General features: G+C 64.4%; 13 protein-coding genes and 1 pseudogene. 5 read left to right on the forward strand and 9 right to left on the reverse strand.

The window, feature by feature from the left end; all coding sequences use genetic code 11:
• Positions 1 to 354: 354 nt before the first annotated feature.
• The 5 genes from HB677_RS14530 to HB677_RS14550 form a co-directional block, all read right to left on the reverse strand.
• Positions 355 to 777, reverse strand: a complete 423-nt coding sequence (locus tag HB677_RS14530) for a luciferase family protein (RefSeq protein ID WP_255546644.1) — start codon at positions 775 to 777, stop codon at positions 355 to 357.
• 351 nt (positions 778 to 1,128) lie between these two features.
• Positions 1,129 to 2,754: a ubiquinol-cytochrome c reductase cytochrome b subunit gene (locus tag HB677_RS14535; protein ID WP_213816456.1), complete on the reverse strand. Its 1,626-nt coding sequence runs from the start codon at positions 2,752 to 2,754 to the stop codon at positions 1,129 to 1,131.
• Entirely contained in the window at positions 2,751 to 3,857 is a 1,107-nt protein-coding gene (locus tag HB677_RS14540; RefSeq protein WP_213816457.1) for a ubiquinol-cytochrome c reductase iron-sulfur subunit, read from the reverse strand. The genes HB677_RS14535 and HB677_RS14540 overlap by 4 nt, the downstream gene beginning before the upstream one ends.
• A 46-nt stretch (positions 3,858 to 3,903) precedes the next feature.
• The gene (locus HB677_RS14545; protein ID WP_213816458.1) at positions 3,904 to 4,725 is read right to left on the reverse strand and encodes a c-type cytochrome; all 822 of its coding nucleotides are present in this window, start codon (positions 4,723 to 4,725) and stop codon (positions 3,904 to 3,906) included.
• A gap of 21 nt (positions 4,726 to 4,746) precedes the next feature.
• Positions 4,747 to 5,415, reverse strand: coding sequence for a heme-copper oxidase subunit III (locus HB677_RS14550; protein ID WP_213816459.1), 669 nt, complete (start codon positions 5,413 to 5,415; stop codon positions 4,747 to 4,749).
• A 38-nt stretch (positions 5,416 to 5,453) separates the two neighbouring features.
• Here HB677_RS14550 and trpD point away from each other — a divergent pair, with 38 nt between their 5' ends.
• On the forward strand, positions 5,454 to 6,509 hold the full coding sequence (gene trpD, locus HB677_RS14555; protein ID WP_213816460.1) for an anthranilate phosphoribosyltransferase: 1,056 nt from the start codon (positions 5,454 to 5,456) through the stop codon (positions 6,507 to 6,509).
• 51 nt (positions 6,510 to 6,560) lie between these two features.
• Here trpD and glpK read toward each other — a convergent pair whose 3' ends face one another.
• Both glpK and HB677_RS14565 read right to left on the reverse strand, forming a co-directional pair.
• The gene (glpK, locus tag HB677_RS14560; protein ID WP_213816461.1) at positions 6,561 to 8,072 is read right to left on the reverse strand and encodes a glycerol kinase GlpK; all 1,512 of its coding nucleotides are present in this window, start codon (positions 8,070 to 8,072) and stop codon (positions 6,561 to 6,563) included.
• 33 nt (positions 8,073 to 8,105) lie between these two features.
• Entirely contained in the window at positions 8,106 to 8,813 is a 708-nt protein-coding gene (locus tag HB677_RS14565; RefSeq protein WP_374193825.1) for an MIP/aquaporin family protein, read from the reverse strand.
• A gap of 355 nt (positions 8,814 to 9,168) precedes the next feature.
• Between HB677_RS14565 and dhaK the strand changes: the two are divergent.
• The 3 genes and pseudogenes from dhaK to dhaM all read left to right on the forward strand — a co-directional run bounded on the left by dhaK (position 9,169) and on the right by dhaM (position 11,554).
• Positions 9,169 to 10,171 (forward strand): annotated as a pseudogene (gene dhaK, locus HB677_RS14570) (dihydroxyacetone kinase subunit DhaK).
• A gap of 4 nt (positions 10,172 to 10,175) precedes the next feature.
• The gene (gene dhaL, locus HB677_RS18575) at positions 10,176 to 10,817 is read left to right on the forward strand and encodes a dihydroxyacetone kinase subunit DhaL (RefSeq protein ID WP_213816463.1); all 642 of its coding nucleotides are present in this window, start codon (positions 10,176 to 10,178) and stop codon (positions 10,815 to 10,817) included.
• Positions 10,814 to 11,554: a dihydroxyacetone kinase phosphoryl donor subunit DhaM gene (gene dhaM / locus HB677_RS14580; RefSeq protein WP_213816464.1), complete on the forward strand. Its 741-nt coding sequence runs from the start codon at positions 10,814 to 10,816 to the stop codon at positions 11,552 to 11,554. The genes dhaL and dhaM overlap by 4 nt, the downstream gene beginning before the upstream one ends.
• Here the strand turns inward: dhaM and HB677_RS14585 are convergent.
• Positions 11,494 to 12,195, reverse strand: coding sequence for a TetR/AcrR family transcriptional regulator (locus HB677_RS14585; RefSeq protein WP_213816465.1), 702 nt, complete (start codon positions 12,193 to 12,195; stop codon positions 11,494 to 11,496). The two genes, dhaM and HB677_RS14585, sit on opposite strands and share 61 nt — an antisense overlap.
• Before the next feature lie 81 nt (positions 12,196 to 12,276).
• Positions 12,277 to 15,042: a LuxR family transcriptional regulator gene (locus tag HB677_RS18685; protein WP_275950915.1), complete on the reverse strand. Its 2,766-nt coding sequence runs from the start codon at positions 15,040 to 15,042 to the stop codon at positions 12,277 to 12,279.
• A 249-nt stretch (positions 15,043 to 15,291) separates the two neighbouring features.
• On the opposite strand from HB677_RS18685, the gene HB677_RS14595 reads away from it, so the two are divergent.
• Positions 15,292 to 16,245, forward strand: a complete 954-nt coding sequence (locus HB677_RS14595) for a 2-hydroxyacid dehydrogenase (RefSeq protein ID WP_307852614.1) — start codon at positions 15,292 to 15,294, stop codon at positions 16,243 to 16,245.
• Positions 16,246 to 16,252: the final 7 nt, after the last annotated feature.

The raw sequence follows: 16,252 nt of genomic DNA on the forward strand, positions 1-16,252 counted from the left end.
GCGCTTGTCGATCTGTGCAAGTCGGGCCTGGTTGGCAGGATCCACCGGGCCGCGGCCGGTATGGCCGTCGGGGTTCGGGGGTTCCTGGTTGAACGTCATACAACAATTCAACGCCGACAGCGCGACCCAGAACGCGTGTTCCATCGATCGGTGGAGCGCGGGAAACAACCCACCCCTGTGGAGGAGAGGAAGAGGAGGAGACGAGGAGGAGCAGGAGCAGGAGGAGATGAGGAGATGAGGAGAAAGAGAAGGAGGGAAGAGGGAAGGAGAAGTGGCGAGGCGAGGCGAAAACGAGTGCCGGGAGGGTATGGCCGGGGAACGAGGAGAGAGGGCGTGGATGTGACAGGCAGTCTCTCAGACCGCGTCGACCGCCGGTGGGGCTGAACGAGACGACCGGCCGAAGTCAATGCTTTCCTGAACGATGGAGAGGACGACCGCTAGCTCGCTCGCGTCCCTGGGGCCATAGATCATGAACTCTGTACCGAAGTCTTCGTACTGGTGGGGCTGACCCCAGCCCAGCGCGGTGAGTTCCTGGCCTCTCTCGGACGGCAGGCAGAGATGCAGGCTCGTGTCGTCAACGCCGTGAATGTGTACCGGCTCGAGACGCTTGCCCGGCGCGAGCGAGGTGAACGGTGCCCGCTCCACCTGCTCGTCCCGAAGGAAGACGGCACGTGACGACGCCGGAGAGACCTGACTGTGCCCCTCGACTGTTCCGTCGAGCTCGAAGACACTGGCGACGAGGCGACCCCACAGCTCCGGCGTCGAGCGCTGGGTCAATTGGCGCTGTGGTCCTTCCGTGGAGACATCAGGTCTATTTCCAGAACGCGGCGTCAGGGTCATCCCTCAAATGTATCGAGCCCCCGGGATGGTGGTCTCGGGGACGAGCCGTGTTGTGGCGGAAGAGTCCCGGGATGCAGAAGAGCGCGGTGGGCGTAGGGGGTGCGGTGGACGTAGGGGTGGGGTTGGCGTAGGGGGTGCGGTGGACGTAGGGGGTGCGGTGGACGTAGAGGAGGGCGCGAGGGACGCAGGGAAGCCACGTGGACGACGCAGAAGAGCCCGGTGGCCACCCAGGAGGCTCTTTCGCGCTCCTGGCCGACCACCGGGCTCCGGTGATGCTACAAGGTGTGGCTAATGACCCGAGTCGTGCGAACGCTCGATGTCAGTGCCGGACACGGGGGAGATCCGGTCCTCGAAGAACCAGCTGGACAGTCCGGCACGCACACGTTGGGCGGCGGAAATCTTGCCCTTCGCGTTCGGACGAATCATCAGCGGCGTGTACTCCGTGAAGCTGGTGAGCTTCCAACGCTCGTACTCGGAGAGCTGCTCGTGAACTTCGATGTACTCGCCACCGGGAAGGCGAACGATGCGTCCGCTCTCAAATCCGTGGAGGGCAATCTCGCGGTCCTTCTTCATCAGGCCGAGGCAGATGCGCTTGGTGACAACGAAGGCGATGATCGGTCCGAGGATGAGCAGCACCTGCAGCGTGCGGATGACATCTTCGATGCCCACGTGGAAGTGGGTACCGATGAGGTCGGAGCTGGCTGCGGCCCACAGGACTGCGTAGAACGTCACACCGGCGGCGCCAATGGCCGTACGGGTCGGAGCGTTACGGGGACGGTCAGCGATGTGGTGCTCTCGCTTGTCGCCCGTGATCCAGGCCTCGATGAACGGGTAGATCAGCACGACCACGATGAACAGTCCGAGCACGAGCACCGGCGCGATGATGTTCATCGACACGGTGAAGTTACCCAGCATGAATTCCCAGCCGGATGGCACGAGACGCAGGGCGCCGTCCGCGAATCCGATGTACCAGTCAGGCTGGGTACCGGCGGAAACGGGGGAGGGGTCGTACGGTCCGTAGGTCCAGATCGGGTTGATCGTGACGGTAGCGGCGATCAGGGTGATGACACCGAAGACGATGAAGAAGAATCCACCGGCCTTGGCAGCGAACACGGGCATGATCGGCGATCCAACAACGTTGTCGTTGGTCTTTCCGGGGCCGGCGAACTGCGTGTGCTTGTTGATGATCAGCAGCAGCAGATGCACGCCTAGGGCGGCAACAAGGATCGCGGGCAGCAACAGGATGTGCAGCGTGAACAGTCGCGACACGATGTCGGTACCGGGGAACTCGCCACCGAAGAGGAGGTAAGAGATCCAGGTGCCCACGATCGGCAGGCCCTTGATCAGACCGTCGATGATGCGCAGACCGTTACCGGACAGCAGGTCGTCAGGAAGGGAGTAACCCGTGAATCCTTCGGCCAGAGCCAGGATGAAGAGGACGAAACCGATGGCCCAGTTGATTTCACGCGGCTTGCGGTACGCGCCCGTGAAGAACACGCGCAGCATGTGCAGACCAATGGATGCCACGAACAGCAGTGCTGCCCAGTGGTGAACCTGGCGCATCAGGAGTCCGCCACGGATATCGAAGGAGATATCGAGGGTGGAGGACATAGCGCTGGACATCTCGATGCCCTTGAGCGGCAGGTACGAACCCTGGTACTCCATCGGCGTCATGGACGCGTGGAAGAAGAAGGTCAGGAAGGTACCGGACAGCAGGATGACGACGAAGCTGTAGAGCGCGACCTCACCGAGCATGAATGACCAGTGGTCGGGGAAGATCTTGCGACCGACCTCTTTCACCAGTCCGGAGATGCTGGTGCGCTCGTCGATGTAGTTGGCGGCGGCACCGGTGAATCGTGCACCGCGGCTGGGTGCTACCGCAGTTGTTTCTGTGCGGGTGTCGGTGGTTGTCATAGCTCACGCTCCCAAAAGCTGGGTCCGACGGGTTCGTGGAAGTCACTGCGGGCAACGAGGTAACCCTCGGAATCAACCGTGATCGGCAGCTGGGGAAGCGGACGCTTCGCCGGGCCGAAGATGACCTTCGCTTCGTGCTTCATGTCGAACTGCGACTGGTGGCACGGGCAGAGAAGGTGATGCGTCTGCTGCTCGTACAGAGCAACGGGGCAACCGACGTGGGTGCAGATCTTGGAGTAGGCGACGATGCCGTCGTAGTTCCAGGTTTCCTTACCCGCTGAGACGTTGAGGTCTTCAGGCTTGAGGCGCATCAGGAGAACGGCGGCCTTGGCCTTTTCCTCGAGACGGTCTTCCTCGTCGTTGAGTCCCTCGGGGATGACGTGGAATGCAGAACCGATCGTGACATCCTCTGCCTTGATCGGTGTGCCGCTGGGGTCACGCGTCAGACGCGTGCCCTTCTTCCACATCGTGTGCTGCAGCAGCGGTACCGGGTCCTCGGCCGGGGCCAGGTCTCGGAACAGTGCAACGGCGGGGATCGGCGTCAGAACGAGAGCGCCGATGAGGCTGTTACGGATAAGGGAGCGACGGCCGAAACCGGACTCCTGGTTTCCCAGCGTGAAGATCTCGACGGCGCGGGCACGGGTGGTGTCCGATCCGCGGGTACCGTGACGGCTCTCAACGAGCTCGTCTCCGCGCATGAGCTGCTTGGCCCAGTGGACGGCACCGATTCCGATGCCCAGCAGTCCGAGGGTGATTCCGAGTCCGAGGAGAAGGGTGTTCAGGCGAACCGAACCCATGTCTCCCGGAATGATCGGGAAGGCGATGTAGGCGGCAACCGCGAACACGCTTCCGACAATCGACAGGTAGAACAGGCTGGTGACCTGGCGCTCGGCGCGCTTGTCCTTCTTCGGATCGAGGTCCGTCTGGCGCTCACGGTGCGGGGGGAAGCCCGGGTTGGGGATGTTATCGGTACGCACGACGGCCGTGCCGGGCGAAACTTCGTACGGCACCGCCTTCTGGATCGCGGAGCCGGCAGCGGTGTTCTGTGCTTCCGGAACGGGATCGCCGCCCGGAGTGGCTACACCGTCGTCGTGCTGTGCCATTCTCTTCCCTTCAACAAACGCGTTATGCGCTGTGTAATTCTGTGAACTAGTTGGACTTCGCGGTCAGCCACACCGTGATTGCCACGATTGCGCCGAGACCGAAGATCCAGATGAAAAGGCCCTCAGATACGGGGCCGAGGTTGCCGAGGTCAAGGCCTCCGACGGAAGGCGTGTCATCGAGGTACTTGAGGTACGTGATGATGTTGGCCTTGTCTTCGGGCGAGATGTTGTTGTTGTTGAAGACCGGCATGTTCTGCGGGCCCGTCAGCATTGCCTCGTAGATGTGCTGGGCGGAAACGCCCTTGAGCGCGGGTGCGAACTTGCCCTCGGTCAGGGCGCCACCGGCGCCGGCAACGTTGTGGCACATGGCGCAGTTGATGCGGAAGAGCTCAGCTCCGGCAGACGCGTCTCCGTCGCCCTGAAGAAGGCTGGAGTCGGGGATGCCGGGACCGGGGGCCCGCGCGGCAACGTAGGTGTAGAGCGCCTTGATCTGTTCTGTTGTGAACTGGGCGGGCTTCTCTTCTGCCTGCGGGCCGGACTGGGCCAGCGGCATACGACCGGTAGCAACCTGGAACTCGACAGACGCGGCGCCGACACCGAGGAGTGAAGGACCGGCCGTGGTGCCCTGGAGGTTCAAGCCGTGGCAGGTTGCGCAGTTGGCCGCGAACAGCTTCGAGCCGTCGTCAACGAGCTGCGAGTGTGCAGCGGTCGTGTCGGCGCTGGCCGTGGTCGTGAAGAGCGCATACGCGCCTCCGGTGCTCACGAGACCGATTGCGATGAGCGCGATCGACGCGAGCGGGGATCGACGACCGGTCTTGGCCTTGCGGGCTTTGCGTGCGTCGACGGGGGACTTGGTGGGCTTCGCCATGCTGATCTGTATTTCCGCTTCTTATTTCAGGAGGTAGATGACGGCGAACAGGCCGACCCACACTACGTCGACGAAGTGCCAGTAGTACGAAACGACGATGGCACTCGTTGCCTCTTTGTGCCCGAAGTTCTTGGCGGCATACCCGCGGCCAATCACAAGCAGGAAGGCGATCAGACCGCCGGTGACGTGGAGTCCGTGGAAACCGGTCGTGAGGTAGAAGGCGGAACCGTATGCGTCAGAGCTGAGTCCGACACCCTCCGAGACGAGCGTTGCGTACTCGAAGATCTGGCCGATGACGAAGATCGCACCCATGACGTAGGTCACAAAGAACCATTCCGCCATGCCCCATTCCTTGAGCTTCCAGCTCGTGCGCTTGGGCTGCAGCCGCTCAGCGGCGAACACCCCCATCTGGCACGTGAAGGAGGAAGCCACCAGGATGCCGGTATTGATACCGGAGAAGGTGATATTCAGCTTCGAACTTTGGAGCGCCCACAATTCGGGGGCGGTCGATCGAAGGGTGAAGTAAATCGCAAACAAACCGGCGAAGAACATCACCTCGCTGCCGAGCCACACGATTGTTCCAACCGCTACAGAGCTCGGACGATTAACTACAGGGGCGCCGACTGGTCGCGTTAGAGAGGTGCTCGTCACTCTCCCATTATGGTCGATAACCGAGGGCGTGATTCCCATTCCGGGGCCAGTCGCGACCAATCGGTAAGATTTCCATCATGTCGCAAGAACTCTCCTGGCCCCGGCTTCTCAGCACCCTCGTGGATAGCTCCGATCTAACTATCAGCGAAGCCACGTGGGCCATGCAGGAGGTGATGGAGGGACGGGCTACCCCGTCTCAGCTCGGAGGTCTGCTCGTCGCCTTACGGATAAAGGGCGAGACGGTCGACGAAATCGTCGGCTTCCGCGACGCGGTGCTCGCAAATGCGCTTCCGCTCGACGTGGATCCGATGGTTCTTGACATCGTGGGGACGGGGGGAGACCCGTACGGCGCCGTGCTGAACATCTCGTCCGTGGCATCCATTGTGTGTGCCGCATCGGGAGTGCCAGTTATTAAGCACGGAAATCGTGGAGCCAGCTCCGCGTCGGGCGCGTCGGATGTGCTGAGTGCCCTCGGCGTCAACATCACTATCCCGCCGGATGCCGTGGCCCGCGTGCTGACGGAGGTCGGGCTGACCTTTGCCAACGCCGCGATGTTCCACCCGGGGTTTGCCAACGCCGGCCCGACTCGTCGGGAGCTGGGTATTTCTACCCTCTTCAACATTCTCGGACCGCTGTGCAACCCTGCGCGCCCCGAAGCATCCGCCGTCGGTGTGTCGAGCCTGGATCGCGTTCCCTTAATCGTGGGCGTGTTCCAGACCCGCGGTGCCACGGCCCTCGTGTACCGCGGTGACGATGGCATCGACAAGCTCACCACGACCGGTCACAGCCACGTCTGGGAGGTCTCCCGGGGTTCCGTGACGGAGCACGATCTTGACCCACTGGACCTGGGCATCCCGCGCGCTCCCATCGAACGCCTGCTGGGCAAGGATCCCGAGTACAACGCCGGCATCGCGCGGAAGGTGCTGTCGGGCGAGCCGGGCCCGGAGCGGGACATCGTCTTGCTGAACGCCGCGGCGGGACTCGTGTCGTTCCAGCTGGCCGGGGACCCGGCCGCCGTTCTCGTGCCGTTTGTGCAGCGCATGAAAACGCAAATGGCCGTTGCCGCCGAATCGATTGATTCCGGCGCGGCAACGGCCAAGCTTGAGCAGTGGATCGCGGCTACGAACGCCTGATCCACCGCTCACGCTCCGTGTGATGAGCGGTAATGCGGTGGTACTGGCGACCTACAGGACGTCGTCGTCGACCCAGTCGAAGGTCTTCGTGACGGCCTTCTTCCAGAGGCGCAGCTGACGGGCGCGCTCGTCCTCGTCCATGTTGGGCGTCCAGCGGCTGTCTTCCTGCCAGTTCTTGCGCAGGTCGTCGAGGTCGGCCCAGAAGCCCACCGCGAGACCGGCCGCGTAGGCAGCACCGAGCGCGGTCGTCTCGGCGACAACGGGACGCACGACGGGAACGCCAAGGATGTCAGCCTGGAACTGCATGAGCAGGTTGTTGGCGATCATTCCGCCGTCGACCTTCAGCTCGGTCAGGTCCACTCCGGAGTCGGCATTGACGGCATCCAGAACCTCACGGGTCTGGAACGCGGTCGCCTCAAGGGCAGCACGAACGATGTGACCCTTGTTGACGTAGCGGGTGAGTCCGACGAGAGCGCCACGGGCGTCCGAACGCCAGTAGGGCGCGAACAGTCCGGAGAACGCGGGCACGAAGTACACGCCACCGTTGTCATCCACCGTCTTGGCGATCGCTTCGGTCTCCGACGCGCTCGTGATGATGCCGAGGTTGTCGCGCAGCCACTGGATGAGTGAACCGGTGACAGCGATAGAACCCTCGAGCGCGTAGTGCGGCTTGGCGTCGCCCAGCTTGTAGCCGAGGGTGGTGAGAAGGCCGTTCTTCGAGTGGATGATTTCCTCACCCGTGTTGAAGATAAGGAAGTTACCGGTGCCGTAGGTGTTCTTTGACTCACCGGTGTCGAACGCGGCCTGGCCGAAGGTGGCAGCCTGCTGGTCACCAAGGATTCCGGCAATGGGAACTTCGCGGAGAAGGCTGGACGACGACGCGTATCCGTAGATCTCGGACGAGCTCTTGATCTCGGGGAGCATGGACTTCGGAACTCCGAAGTCGGCGAGGATCGAGTCATCCCACTGCAGCGTTTCGAGGTCCATGAACAGCGTGCGCGAGGCGTTGGTGACGTCGGTCACGTGGACGCCGCCGTTGGTTCCGCCGGTGAGGTTCCAGAGAACCCAGCTGTCGGTGGTGCCGAAGAGCAGGTCGCCGGCCTCGGCCTTTTCGCGCGCGCCGTCGACGTTCTCGAGGATCCACACGATCTTGGTGCCGGAGAAGTAGGTGGCAAGCGGGAGGCCGACTGTCTTCTTGTAGCGCTCGACATCTCCGTCGGCGAGGCGGTCAACGATCTTCTGGGTACGGGTGTCCTGCCAGACGATGGCGTTGTAGACGGGCTCACCCGTGGTCTTGTCCCACACGACCGCGGTCTCGCGCTGGTTGGTGATACCAATCGCCTTGATGTCGTGACGGGTGATGTTGGCCTTGGACAGCGCCTGGCCAATTACCTCACGTGTGTTGTCCCAGATTTCCTTGGGGTTGTGCTCGACCCATCCCGCCTTGGGGAAGATCTGCTCGTGCTCAAGCTGTCCGGTCGACACGATGGATCCGGAGTGGTCGAAGATGATGGCGCGACTGCTGGTCGTGCCCTGGTCGATGGCGAGGATGTATTCGCTCATGAAATTGTTTCCTTAACTAAGACGCTGGGATGACTAGGACGCGATGGTGGGAAGCAGGACGCGGGCAAGAAGTCCGCCTGCAAGGCCACCGATGATCGGTCCGACAACCGGGATCCACGAGTAGCCCCAGTCGCTGGTGCCCTTTCCCTTGATGGGAAGCACGGCGTGAGCGATGCGGGGTCCGAGGTCACGGGCAGGGTTGATGGCGTATCCGGTCGGGCCACCGAGGGAGGCACCGATCGCGACAACGAGCAGTGCGACAGGCAACGCGCCGAGCGCGGCCAGACCGGCCGGAGCGTTGGTTGCGGGGTCGCCCGCCTTGCCGAATCCGATCACGACGAATACCAGAACGAACGTGCCGACGATCTCGGTGATGAGGTTCCACGCGGTGCTGCGGATGGCAGGGCCGGTGGAGAACACGCCGAGCTTGTTTGCAGCGACGGGTTCGTCATCGAAGTGCTGCTTGTATGCGGCCCAGGCGAGGACGGCACCGATGAAGGCTCCGACGAATTGCGCCGCAAGGTACACAAGGATTGTGGTGAAGCTCATGTCGTTGCCACTGGCCCAGAGCCCAAGCGTCACTGCAGGGTTCAGGTGGGCACCGGAGGCGTAGGAGACGGTTACACCGGCGAAGACAGCGAGGCCCCATCCGAAGTTAACCATCAAGAACCCGCCATTGAAGCCCTTGGTCTTGGCTAGTGCGACGTTTGCTACGACACCGCAACCGAGCAGTACGAGCATGGCCGTACCGACAGTTTCGGATAGAAAAATTTGACCTAGATTCGGTTCCACGTTGACCGTCCTATTCACACGTAAGGCACCGTAATCACGGTGCCCTTCCCGCATCTGCGGGAACTCTGTACACCATAGTGCCCGGTAACAGACTGGTAACAACGGGGTTGTGAAATCTGCACACTTTCTCTTACCCCGGTGCTCAAGTTGGGCGTAAGTTGGGTCGTGGAGTGCCCCCGTGCGGTTATTTGCCCAGTAATCGGCTTCATTTCCGGCGGGTTGACACTTCGTGGTTTCGCCGCTTCTAAGCGGCGTGGACACCCGATTTCTGACAAACACAATGAAGTGCTCGAAGGGAAGTTCCATGAAGAAATTGATCAACGACCCCAAAAACGTCGTCGACGAATCGGCGGCCGGTTTCGCCGCAGCGCACGAGGACATTTTGCGCGTCGAGGTCGACCCGCTGTACATCGTGCGGAAGGACGCTCCCGTCCAGGGAAAGGTGGCGTTGGTCAGCGGCGGCGGTAGTGGCCACGAGCCGCTGCACGGTGGCTTCGTCGGCTACGGGATGTTGGACGCCGCGGTGCCCGGACCCGGTGTTCACCTCGCCCACGCCCGATCCGATTCTCGCCGCCACGATTGCTGTCGACTCCGGAGCCGGCGTGCTGCACATCGTGAAGAACTACACGGGCGACGTGCTCAACTTCGAGACCGCCGCCGAGCTCGCGGAGGCGGAGGGGATTCAGGTGCGCAGCGTTGTCACCGACGACGACGTCGCGGTGAAGGACTCCCTCTATACAGCGGGACGGCGCGGGGTTGCCGGGACCGTGCTCGTCGAGAAGATCGCGGGGGCATCCGCGCAGCGCGGCGATGACCTCGAGACCGTCGCGGCCATCGCCACGCGCGTGAACTCACAGGTGCGCTCCATGGGGGTCGCGCTGACTCCCTGCGTCGTTCCCCACGCCGGTGAGCCGAGCTTCACGCTGGCCGAGGACGAGATCGAGATCGGCATTGGTATCCACGGAGAGCCTGGACGCGAGCGCATCCTGCTCGAGCCGGCCGACCAGATCGTCGACCGCTTGCTCACGCCGATCCTCGACGACCTTCCCTTCGCCAGTGGCGACCGTGTACTCCTCTTTGTTAACGGGATGGGCGGAACCCCTCTGGTGGAGTTGTACATCGTGTTCCGGCACGCGGCGGAGGTTCTCAAGGCCGCCGGCATCGATGTCACCCGTTCCCTCGTCGGAAACTTCGTGACGAGCCTCGAGATGCAGGGTGCGTCCATCAGCGTTCTCAAGCTCGACGACGAAATGGTTGAACTATGGGATGCCCCGGTGCAGACTGCCGCCCTGCGATGGGGACGGTAAGCAGATGAGTCTCGGTATCGACTGGGCGCGCGCGTGGATTCTGCGCAGCGCGGACGTGATCGCGGAGAACAGGACGACCCTGACCACCCTCGACCGCGAGATCGGCGACGGCGACCACGGCGAGAACATGGACAGGGGATTTGCTGCAGTACGAGCAAAGGTCGACGGCCTCGCCGACGACGCGGTTCCGGGAGACGCCCTGAAGATTGTCGCGACCACCCTGATCTCGACGGTGGGAGGCGCGGCCGGCCCCCTCTATGGAACCGCGTACCTCAAGGCAGCGGGCGCTGTGGCGGGTCAGACGGAGCTCGACGGAGCGGCGCTCGTGTCGCTGCTGACGGCGGCCAGGGACGGCATCGTGCTGCGGGGCAAGGCAGAGGTCGGCGACAAGACGATGATCGACGCATGGACGCCCGCCGTCGATGCGGCGGCCGCAGCGCTGGCCGAGGGGAGGAGCGAGCCGGAAATTCTTGCCGCCGCTGCCGAAGGCGCCGCCCGCGGATCCGAGTCGACCGACGCTTTGGTGGCGCACAAGGGTCGGGCCAGTTACCTGGGCGAACGCGCCGTCGGGCATCGCGACCCCGGATCGGTATCCACGGTACTGCTGCTCCAGGCCGCCGCCGATGTCGCGGCGGACGCCTCGTGACCGTCGGGCTCGTTATCGTCTCGCACAGTCCCAAGATCGCCGAGGGCATCGTTGACCTCGCGTCCCAGATGGCACCGCACGTCACGATTGTGGCAGCGGGAGGAATGGATGACGCGGGCCTCGGCACCAGTTTCGACAAGATTTCGGCGGCCATCGTCACCGCCGACGACGGTGACGGTGTCGTCGTGCTGTGTGACCTCGGTTCCGCGATCCTCACCGCGGAGACGGCACTCGACTTTCTGGATGACGACGTGAAATCACGCGTTGTCATCGCCGATGCTCCGATCGTGGAGGGCTCGGTCGCGGCCGCCGTCGCCGCGGAGACCTCGGGCACGCTCGATGACGTCGTTGCCGCCGCACGCACGGCGTCCGGCTCCGCGGAGGAGATGGCGACGTCTCCAGCGGAGGCGGAAGGGACGGGCCAGCCGGGTCACGACGGTCCCGGGGCCGCGTCTTTGGCGACGCCCGAGCCCGCTGCCGAGATACCGCTGTCGGGAACGGCGGTGCTGCGCAATCCCGAGGGACTGCACGCCCGGCCGGCAGCCGAATTCGTGCGCCTCGCGAGCACGTTCGACGCGAGGGTCGTGATCAACGGCGTCGACGCGAAGAGCCTGCTGCGCATCATGTCGCTGGGACTCGGTTCCGGGGCGACCGTGGAGGTCACCGCGACGGGGCCTCAGGCGAGCGAGGCGGTGTCCGCGCTCACAGCGCTGGTCAACTCCGGATTCGGCGAATAGACACCAATCCGGGCGATCGACTCCCGCGCGACGGTGACGGCGCGGCGCTCCAGCTGGTCCGCCGGGACGTCCGCGTCGTCGGTCGCCCACTCGTGGATGACCGCGCGCACTGCCCCGCCGCACATGCCGAGCACGGCCTTCGCGGACGCCGTCAGGTCCCGGTCGGTCTGGGCGGCGAACGACCGCTCTCGCTTCAGCACCGCGCGGGTTGCCGCGGTCAGGTCGTGGTGCATCCGTGACATCTGCACCATCTGGCGTCCCACGAGTTCGGGATACCGGCGGATGATTTCCATCCGGCCCGACCGCACGACCGAGGTGGTGATGGTGGAACCCAGCACCTCCATAAGCAACCGCACGGTCTGAGCGATGGGGTCGGGCGCGGGGTGGTCGTCGTCCGCGTGAGCACTCCACTCCGGGGCATCCGCAATCTGCATGTCGTGCAGCCCGAGGATCGCGTCTTCCTTGCTCTCGAAGTAGTTGAAGAAGGTGCGGGGCGACACGTCGGCGCGATCGCTGATCGCGTTGATGGTGGCACGGTCGAGCCCGTCCCGCAGCACGAGCTCCACGGCGGCCATCTGCAGGCGCTGGCGCGTCTGCACGCGCAGGCGTTCCCGGCGGGAGATCGTGGGCGCCTCGTTCATCCCCTCACTCTGGCGCGGCCGCACTCGGTTCGCAAGTGCAAACTTGCACGACTGCACCGAGCGCTGGGTGACGTGGGTGACCTACTGCTTGTCGATCTGCAGGATGACTCCCAGATCCCGTCGCGATGGAGCACCCAGCTTCAGCCGCGCCTGGTACAGGTGGGATTCGACAGTGCGCACGGAGAGGTATAGCGCCCGGGCGATGTCCCGGTTGCTGAGACCCCGCGCCGCGAGCTGCGCGATCTCGTTTTCACGACCGGTCAGGCGGTTGGCGGCGCTCGACGCGGGATCGGGCGTCGCTGCCAGGTGACCGCTGCGCCGGGCATCGCCATAGTGTTCGGCGTGCAGTTTGCTGGCGGCGGCGGCGGCGCGGTTGCCGCTGTGGGAGTGCAACGACGCTGCATCCTCGCTGGTGGCGCAGGCCTGCCCAAAGGCGCCGATGCTCGCAAACCGGGAAGCCACGTCGTCGAGCTTGGCGGCGTCCTGGTTCGTCAACGCGCGCACACGCTCGGCCACAAAGTCGAGATATGGGCTGTCTGTCTGGGCAGCGGATGTCTCGAGCGCATCGACCACGGCCGCGGCGGGTTCCCCCAGCTCGAACATCTCGTACAGGCGCTGCACGTGCATGACGGGCCCATCGGCGTCGGCTGCGGCGGCGACCGGAGTGAGATCGGCCTGCGCGACACGGCCCGACAACAGCGCGATTTCATTCTCAGTCCGCTGCACCAGTCTGGCGAACATGTCCCCTGCTCCGCGATTGATGCCGGTCGTCTGGGCCTGGTTCAGTTTGCGCATCGCGTTGTCGAAGGAGCCACCGTGAGCGAGCGCGCCGGCGTGCATGACCTGTGCCCACGGCAACCACGCGCCCGGATCCGACCGTTGGAAGCGCGCTTCGGCCTTGCTGAGTTCCGCGGCTTCCATCGCGTAGTCGCCGCGGAAGTTGGCGATCAGGCTCGCGACGACGCTCAGCAGGCCGAGGCTCGCGTAGTCCTGGGCCTGTACCGCCTGGTTGATTCGGTGGCCGGCCTCCGTCGCGGTGACGTCCATGTCGACGCCCCGAACCTGCCGGATGATGGACAGCCCGACGAACGACTCCAGCTCGGAGGTATCGTCCATGTCCTGCTCCACCACCCGCACGCGCGTCGGTGACGCCAGCAGGGCGAGCGATGCCTTCACGCGGGCCATGCCCTTTTCGGTCTCGCCGCGTCCCGCCAGCTCGATTCCCGTATGCATGGCCGCGCGTCCCCGGATTCCGTCGTCGAACTCGACGTTCGCGGTGATGGCCTCCGAGAGGGCGAGAACGTTGTCGCGGCACGAGGAGCGGTTGATGCGCAGCAGGTCGACGTAGTCAGCCTCGCCCTCGAGCAGCGTGTTGCCGGGAATCCAGGTGCGAACCCGGTCGGCAAGGTCCGCGAGTGCCGCGGCATTGTTGCGCATGGGGAGTGCGACGCCGGTCCAGCAGCGCACGAGCAGGATGCCGTCGGTGGCGGTGCTGATGTGGGACTCCCATTCGCGGAGCACCTGCAGCGCGTCATCCATTCGACCGAGCGCCGTCAGGGTCCGTGCCAGCTCCGTCGCGCTCGAGACAGTGGGGGAGACCTCGTGGGCACGGCGGGCGAAGTCGTGGGCCATATCGAAGACGTACCGTTCGCGGCAGCGTCGGGAGGCGGACACGAACACCGACGACATCCCCTCCGCGGTGACATCTGCCTCGATCGAGGGAATGGTGCCCGTGCACGCCCAGCACTCTGCCACCACGACTGCCTCGTTGGCGGTGAGCGCGCGGTCGGTGCCTGACTCGTCCCAGAGGATCCGACCGAGACGGACGGTGGCATCCCGGAGATCTGCGGGTTCGCTCATGGCGGCCGCTGCCGAGGCGAAGAGACTGTGGGAGCTCACCAGGTCGTCGGAGGTGCGGCGCAGGAACCCCCGGCCGAGCAGGCTGCGCACTTCGTTCGGGGAGAAGATGGCAAGACTGCGCGGGTACGGCAGCGCACCAACCTTGCCCATCACCGCAAGTCCGTGCAGCTCCGAGGGGGAGAGGGAGCGCAGCTGATGACTGAGCAGGTCGGCAATGCGTCCGGTGACCGGGTTATTGCCGGACGACAGGACGTCGTGATCCTCGAGCACGAGCCGGTTGCGCAGCGCCTCGGCGGTGAGCTCACGCACGAGCAGAGGGGAGCCGCCGCTGTGCTCGAAGATGGTCGCGCGGGTCACCGCGTCAAAGACCTGGCCGGGCGCGAAGGCCACGATGAGCTTGTCGGTGTCGTCCATGGTGAGTGGCTCAAGGTCGACGCGCTCGGCGCGTCCCTCGATCCAGAGACCATTGATAAGGCGGATGCTCTCGGGGTCGAAGTCCTGCGGGTTGATGGAGTTGACGGGTGCGCTGGTGAGAAACAGCGACAGCGCGCCGTCTGCCGACAACCGGGTCAGCCACTCCGCGGTCTGCGGGTCGAGAAACTGGGCGTCGTCGACCTGTACGACAGGCGTCACCGATGCGAAGCGGGCCGCGAGGTAATCCAATAGCACGGAGGGGCGCGCGTGAGTGATGGTTCCGATAGCGGCGTTGAGTACGGGGTCGGAGCTGTTTCCGAGCGCTCCGAGAGCCGTGGCCCGGGCAGACGCGGTTCCGCGGAGCCGCAGCGGTTCAGAGCCATCCGCCCGCAAATATCCGGTGACCGCGTCGGCAAGGTGACTCTTGCCCGACCCCAGCGCGCCAAACACGACGACGCTGCGTCCTTCCATCAGCATGCGCGCGATGGTCTTCGGATGCTTTCCGCGACCGATAACGGACAATCCCTCTTCCGCGCTAAGTTCGCGGGCCCCCTGGACTGCTGAAACACTCATGATCGCTCCTTACGCCGCCGGTGGTACAGCTCTGCAAACATCCCCCGAATAGGCATCCACAGTCACACCTTGCACCCCAGCGCATGCGACTCACAGTAATCCCTAATGGTCGTCCCGAGCAGTAATGCACTCTACTGGGAAAAGATTCGGCGGGAATCTAAGTAGTCAATCCCTTGATTAGTTTCGTAGCAAGAGTAAAAGGCGGACTGTCAGGGACGGTGCCGTCCGCAGCGGGGATAGGGTCGAAGAGTGACCGATCCGACGTTGACAGTGTCCCTCCCCACCCGTGCCCTCCGGACCGCAGTGGGGGAGGTTCCCCCGGGCGTGCAAATCGTCGACTGGGACATGGCCAGCGCGCCACCCGTCGCCGACATCGATCTCGTTGTCGCCCCGTACATGAACACCGGCGCGAGCGTGCTTGGGCGGTTGACGGGGCTGCCCGTGCGTCTTGTGCAGAGCCAGTCGATCGGATACGACGGAGTGGCAGATTACCTGCCTGAGCACCTAGTGTTTGCCAATGCCAATGCCAATGCCAATGCCAATGCCAGTTCCGTGCACGAGCCGTCGACCGCCGAGCTGACCGTCGCCCTCATCCTCGCCTCACAGCGGGGCATCCCGGACTTCGTCCGCGCCGCCGCCGAGGGACGCTGGGCGCCGGCAATCCATCCCAGCCTCGCCGACCGCACCGTGCTCATCATCGGATACGGCGGAGTGGGCCGGGCAATCGAGTCACGTCTGTTGGCGTTCGAGACCACGATTGTGCGGGTGGCGTCCACGGCGCGCACCGACGAACACGGACAGATACACGGAGTCTCCGAGATCGCGGGGCTGTTGCCCTCGGCGGACATCGTTGTGCTCGCCGTTCCCCTGAGCGATACGACGACGGGAATGGTGGATGACCCGTTCCTCTCCCTCATGCGCGACGGGAGCCTGCTCGTCAACATCGCCCGCGGTCCCGTCGTGGATACGGATTCCCTGCTGAAACACGTCAGTACCGGGCGTCTGCGTGCGGCGCTGGACGTCACCGAGCCGGAACCACTGCCCCAGGGGCATCCGCTCTTCGCCCTGCCCAACGTCCTGATCTCGCCGCACGTCGGCGGCGCAACCTCGGCCATGATGCCGAGGATGGCGCGGCTGGTGCACACCCAGATCGACCGGATGCTGCGCGGCGAGGAGCCGCTCAACGTGGTGCTGCGCACCTGACGGCCAT

The sequence above is a fragment of the Glaciihabitans sp. dw_435 genome (assembly GCF_018449675.1).
In the GTDB taxonomy this organism is placed as follows: Bacteria; Actinomycetota; Actinomycetes; order Actinomycetales; family Microbacteriaceae; genus Glaciihabitans.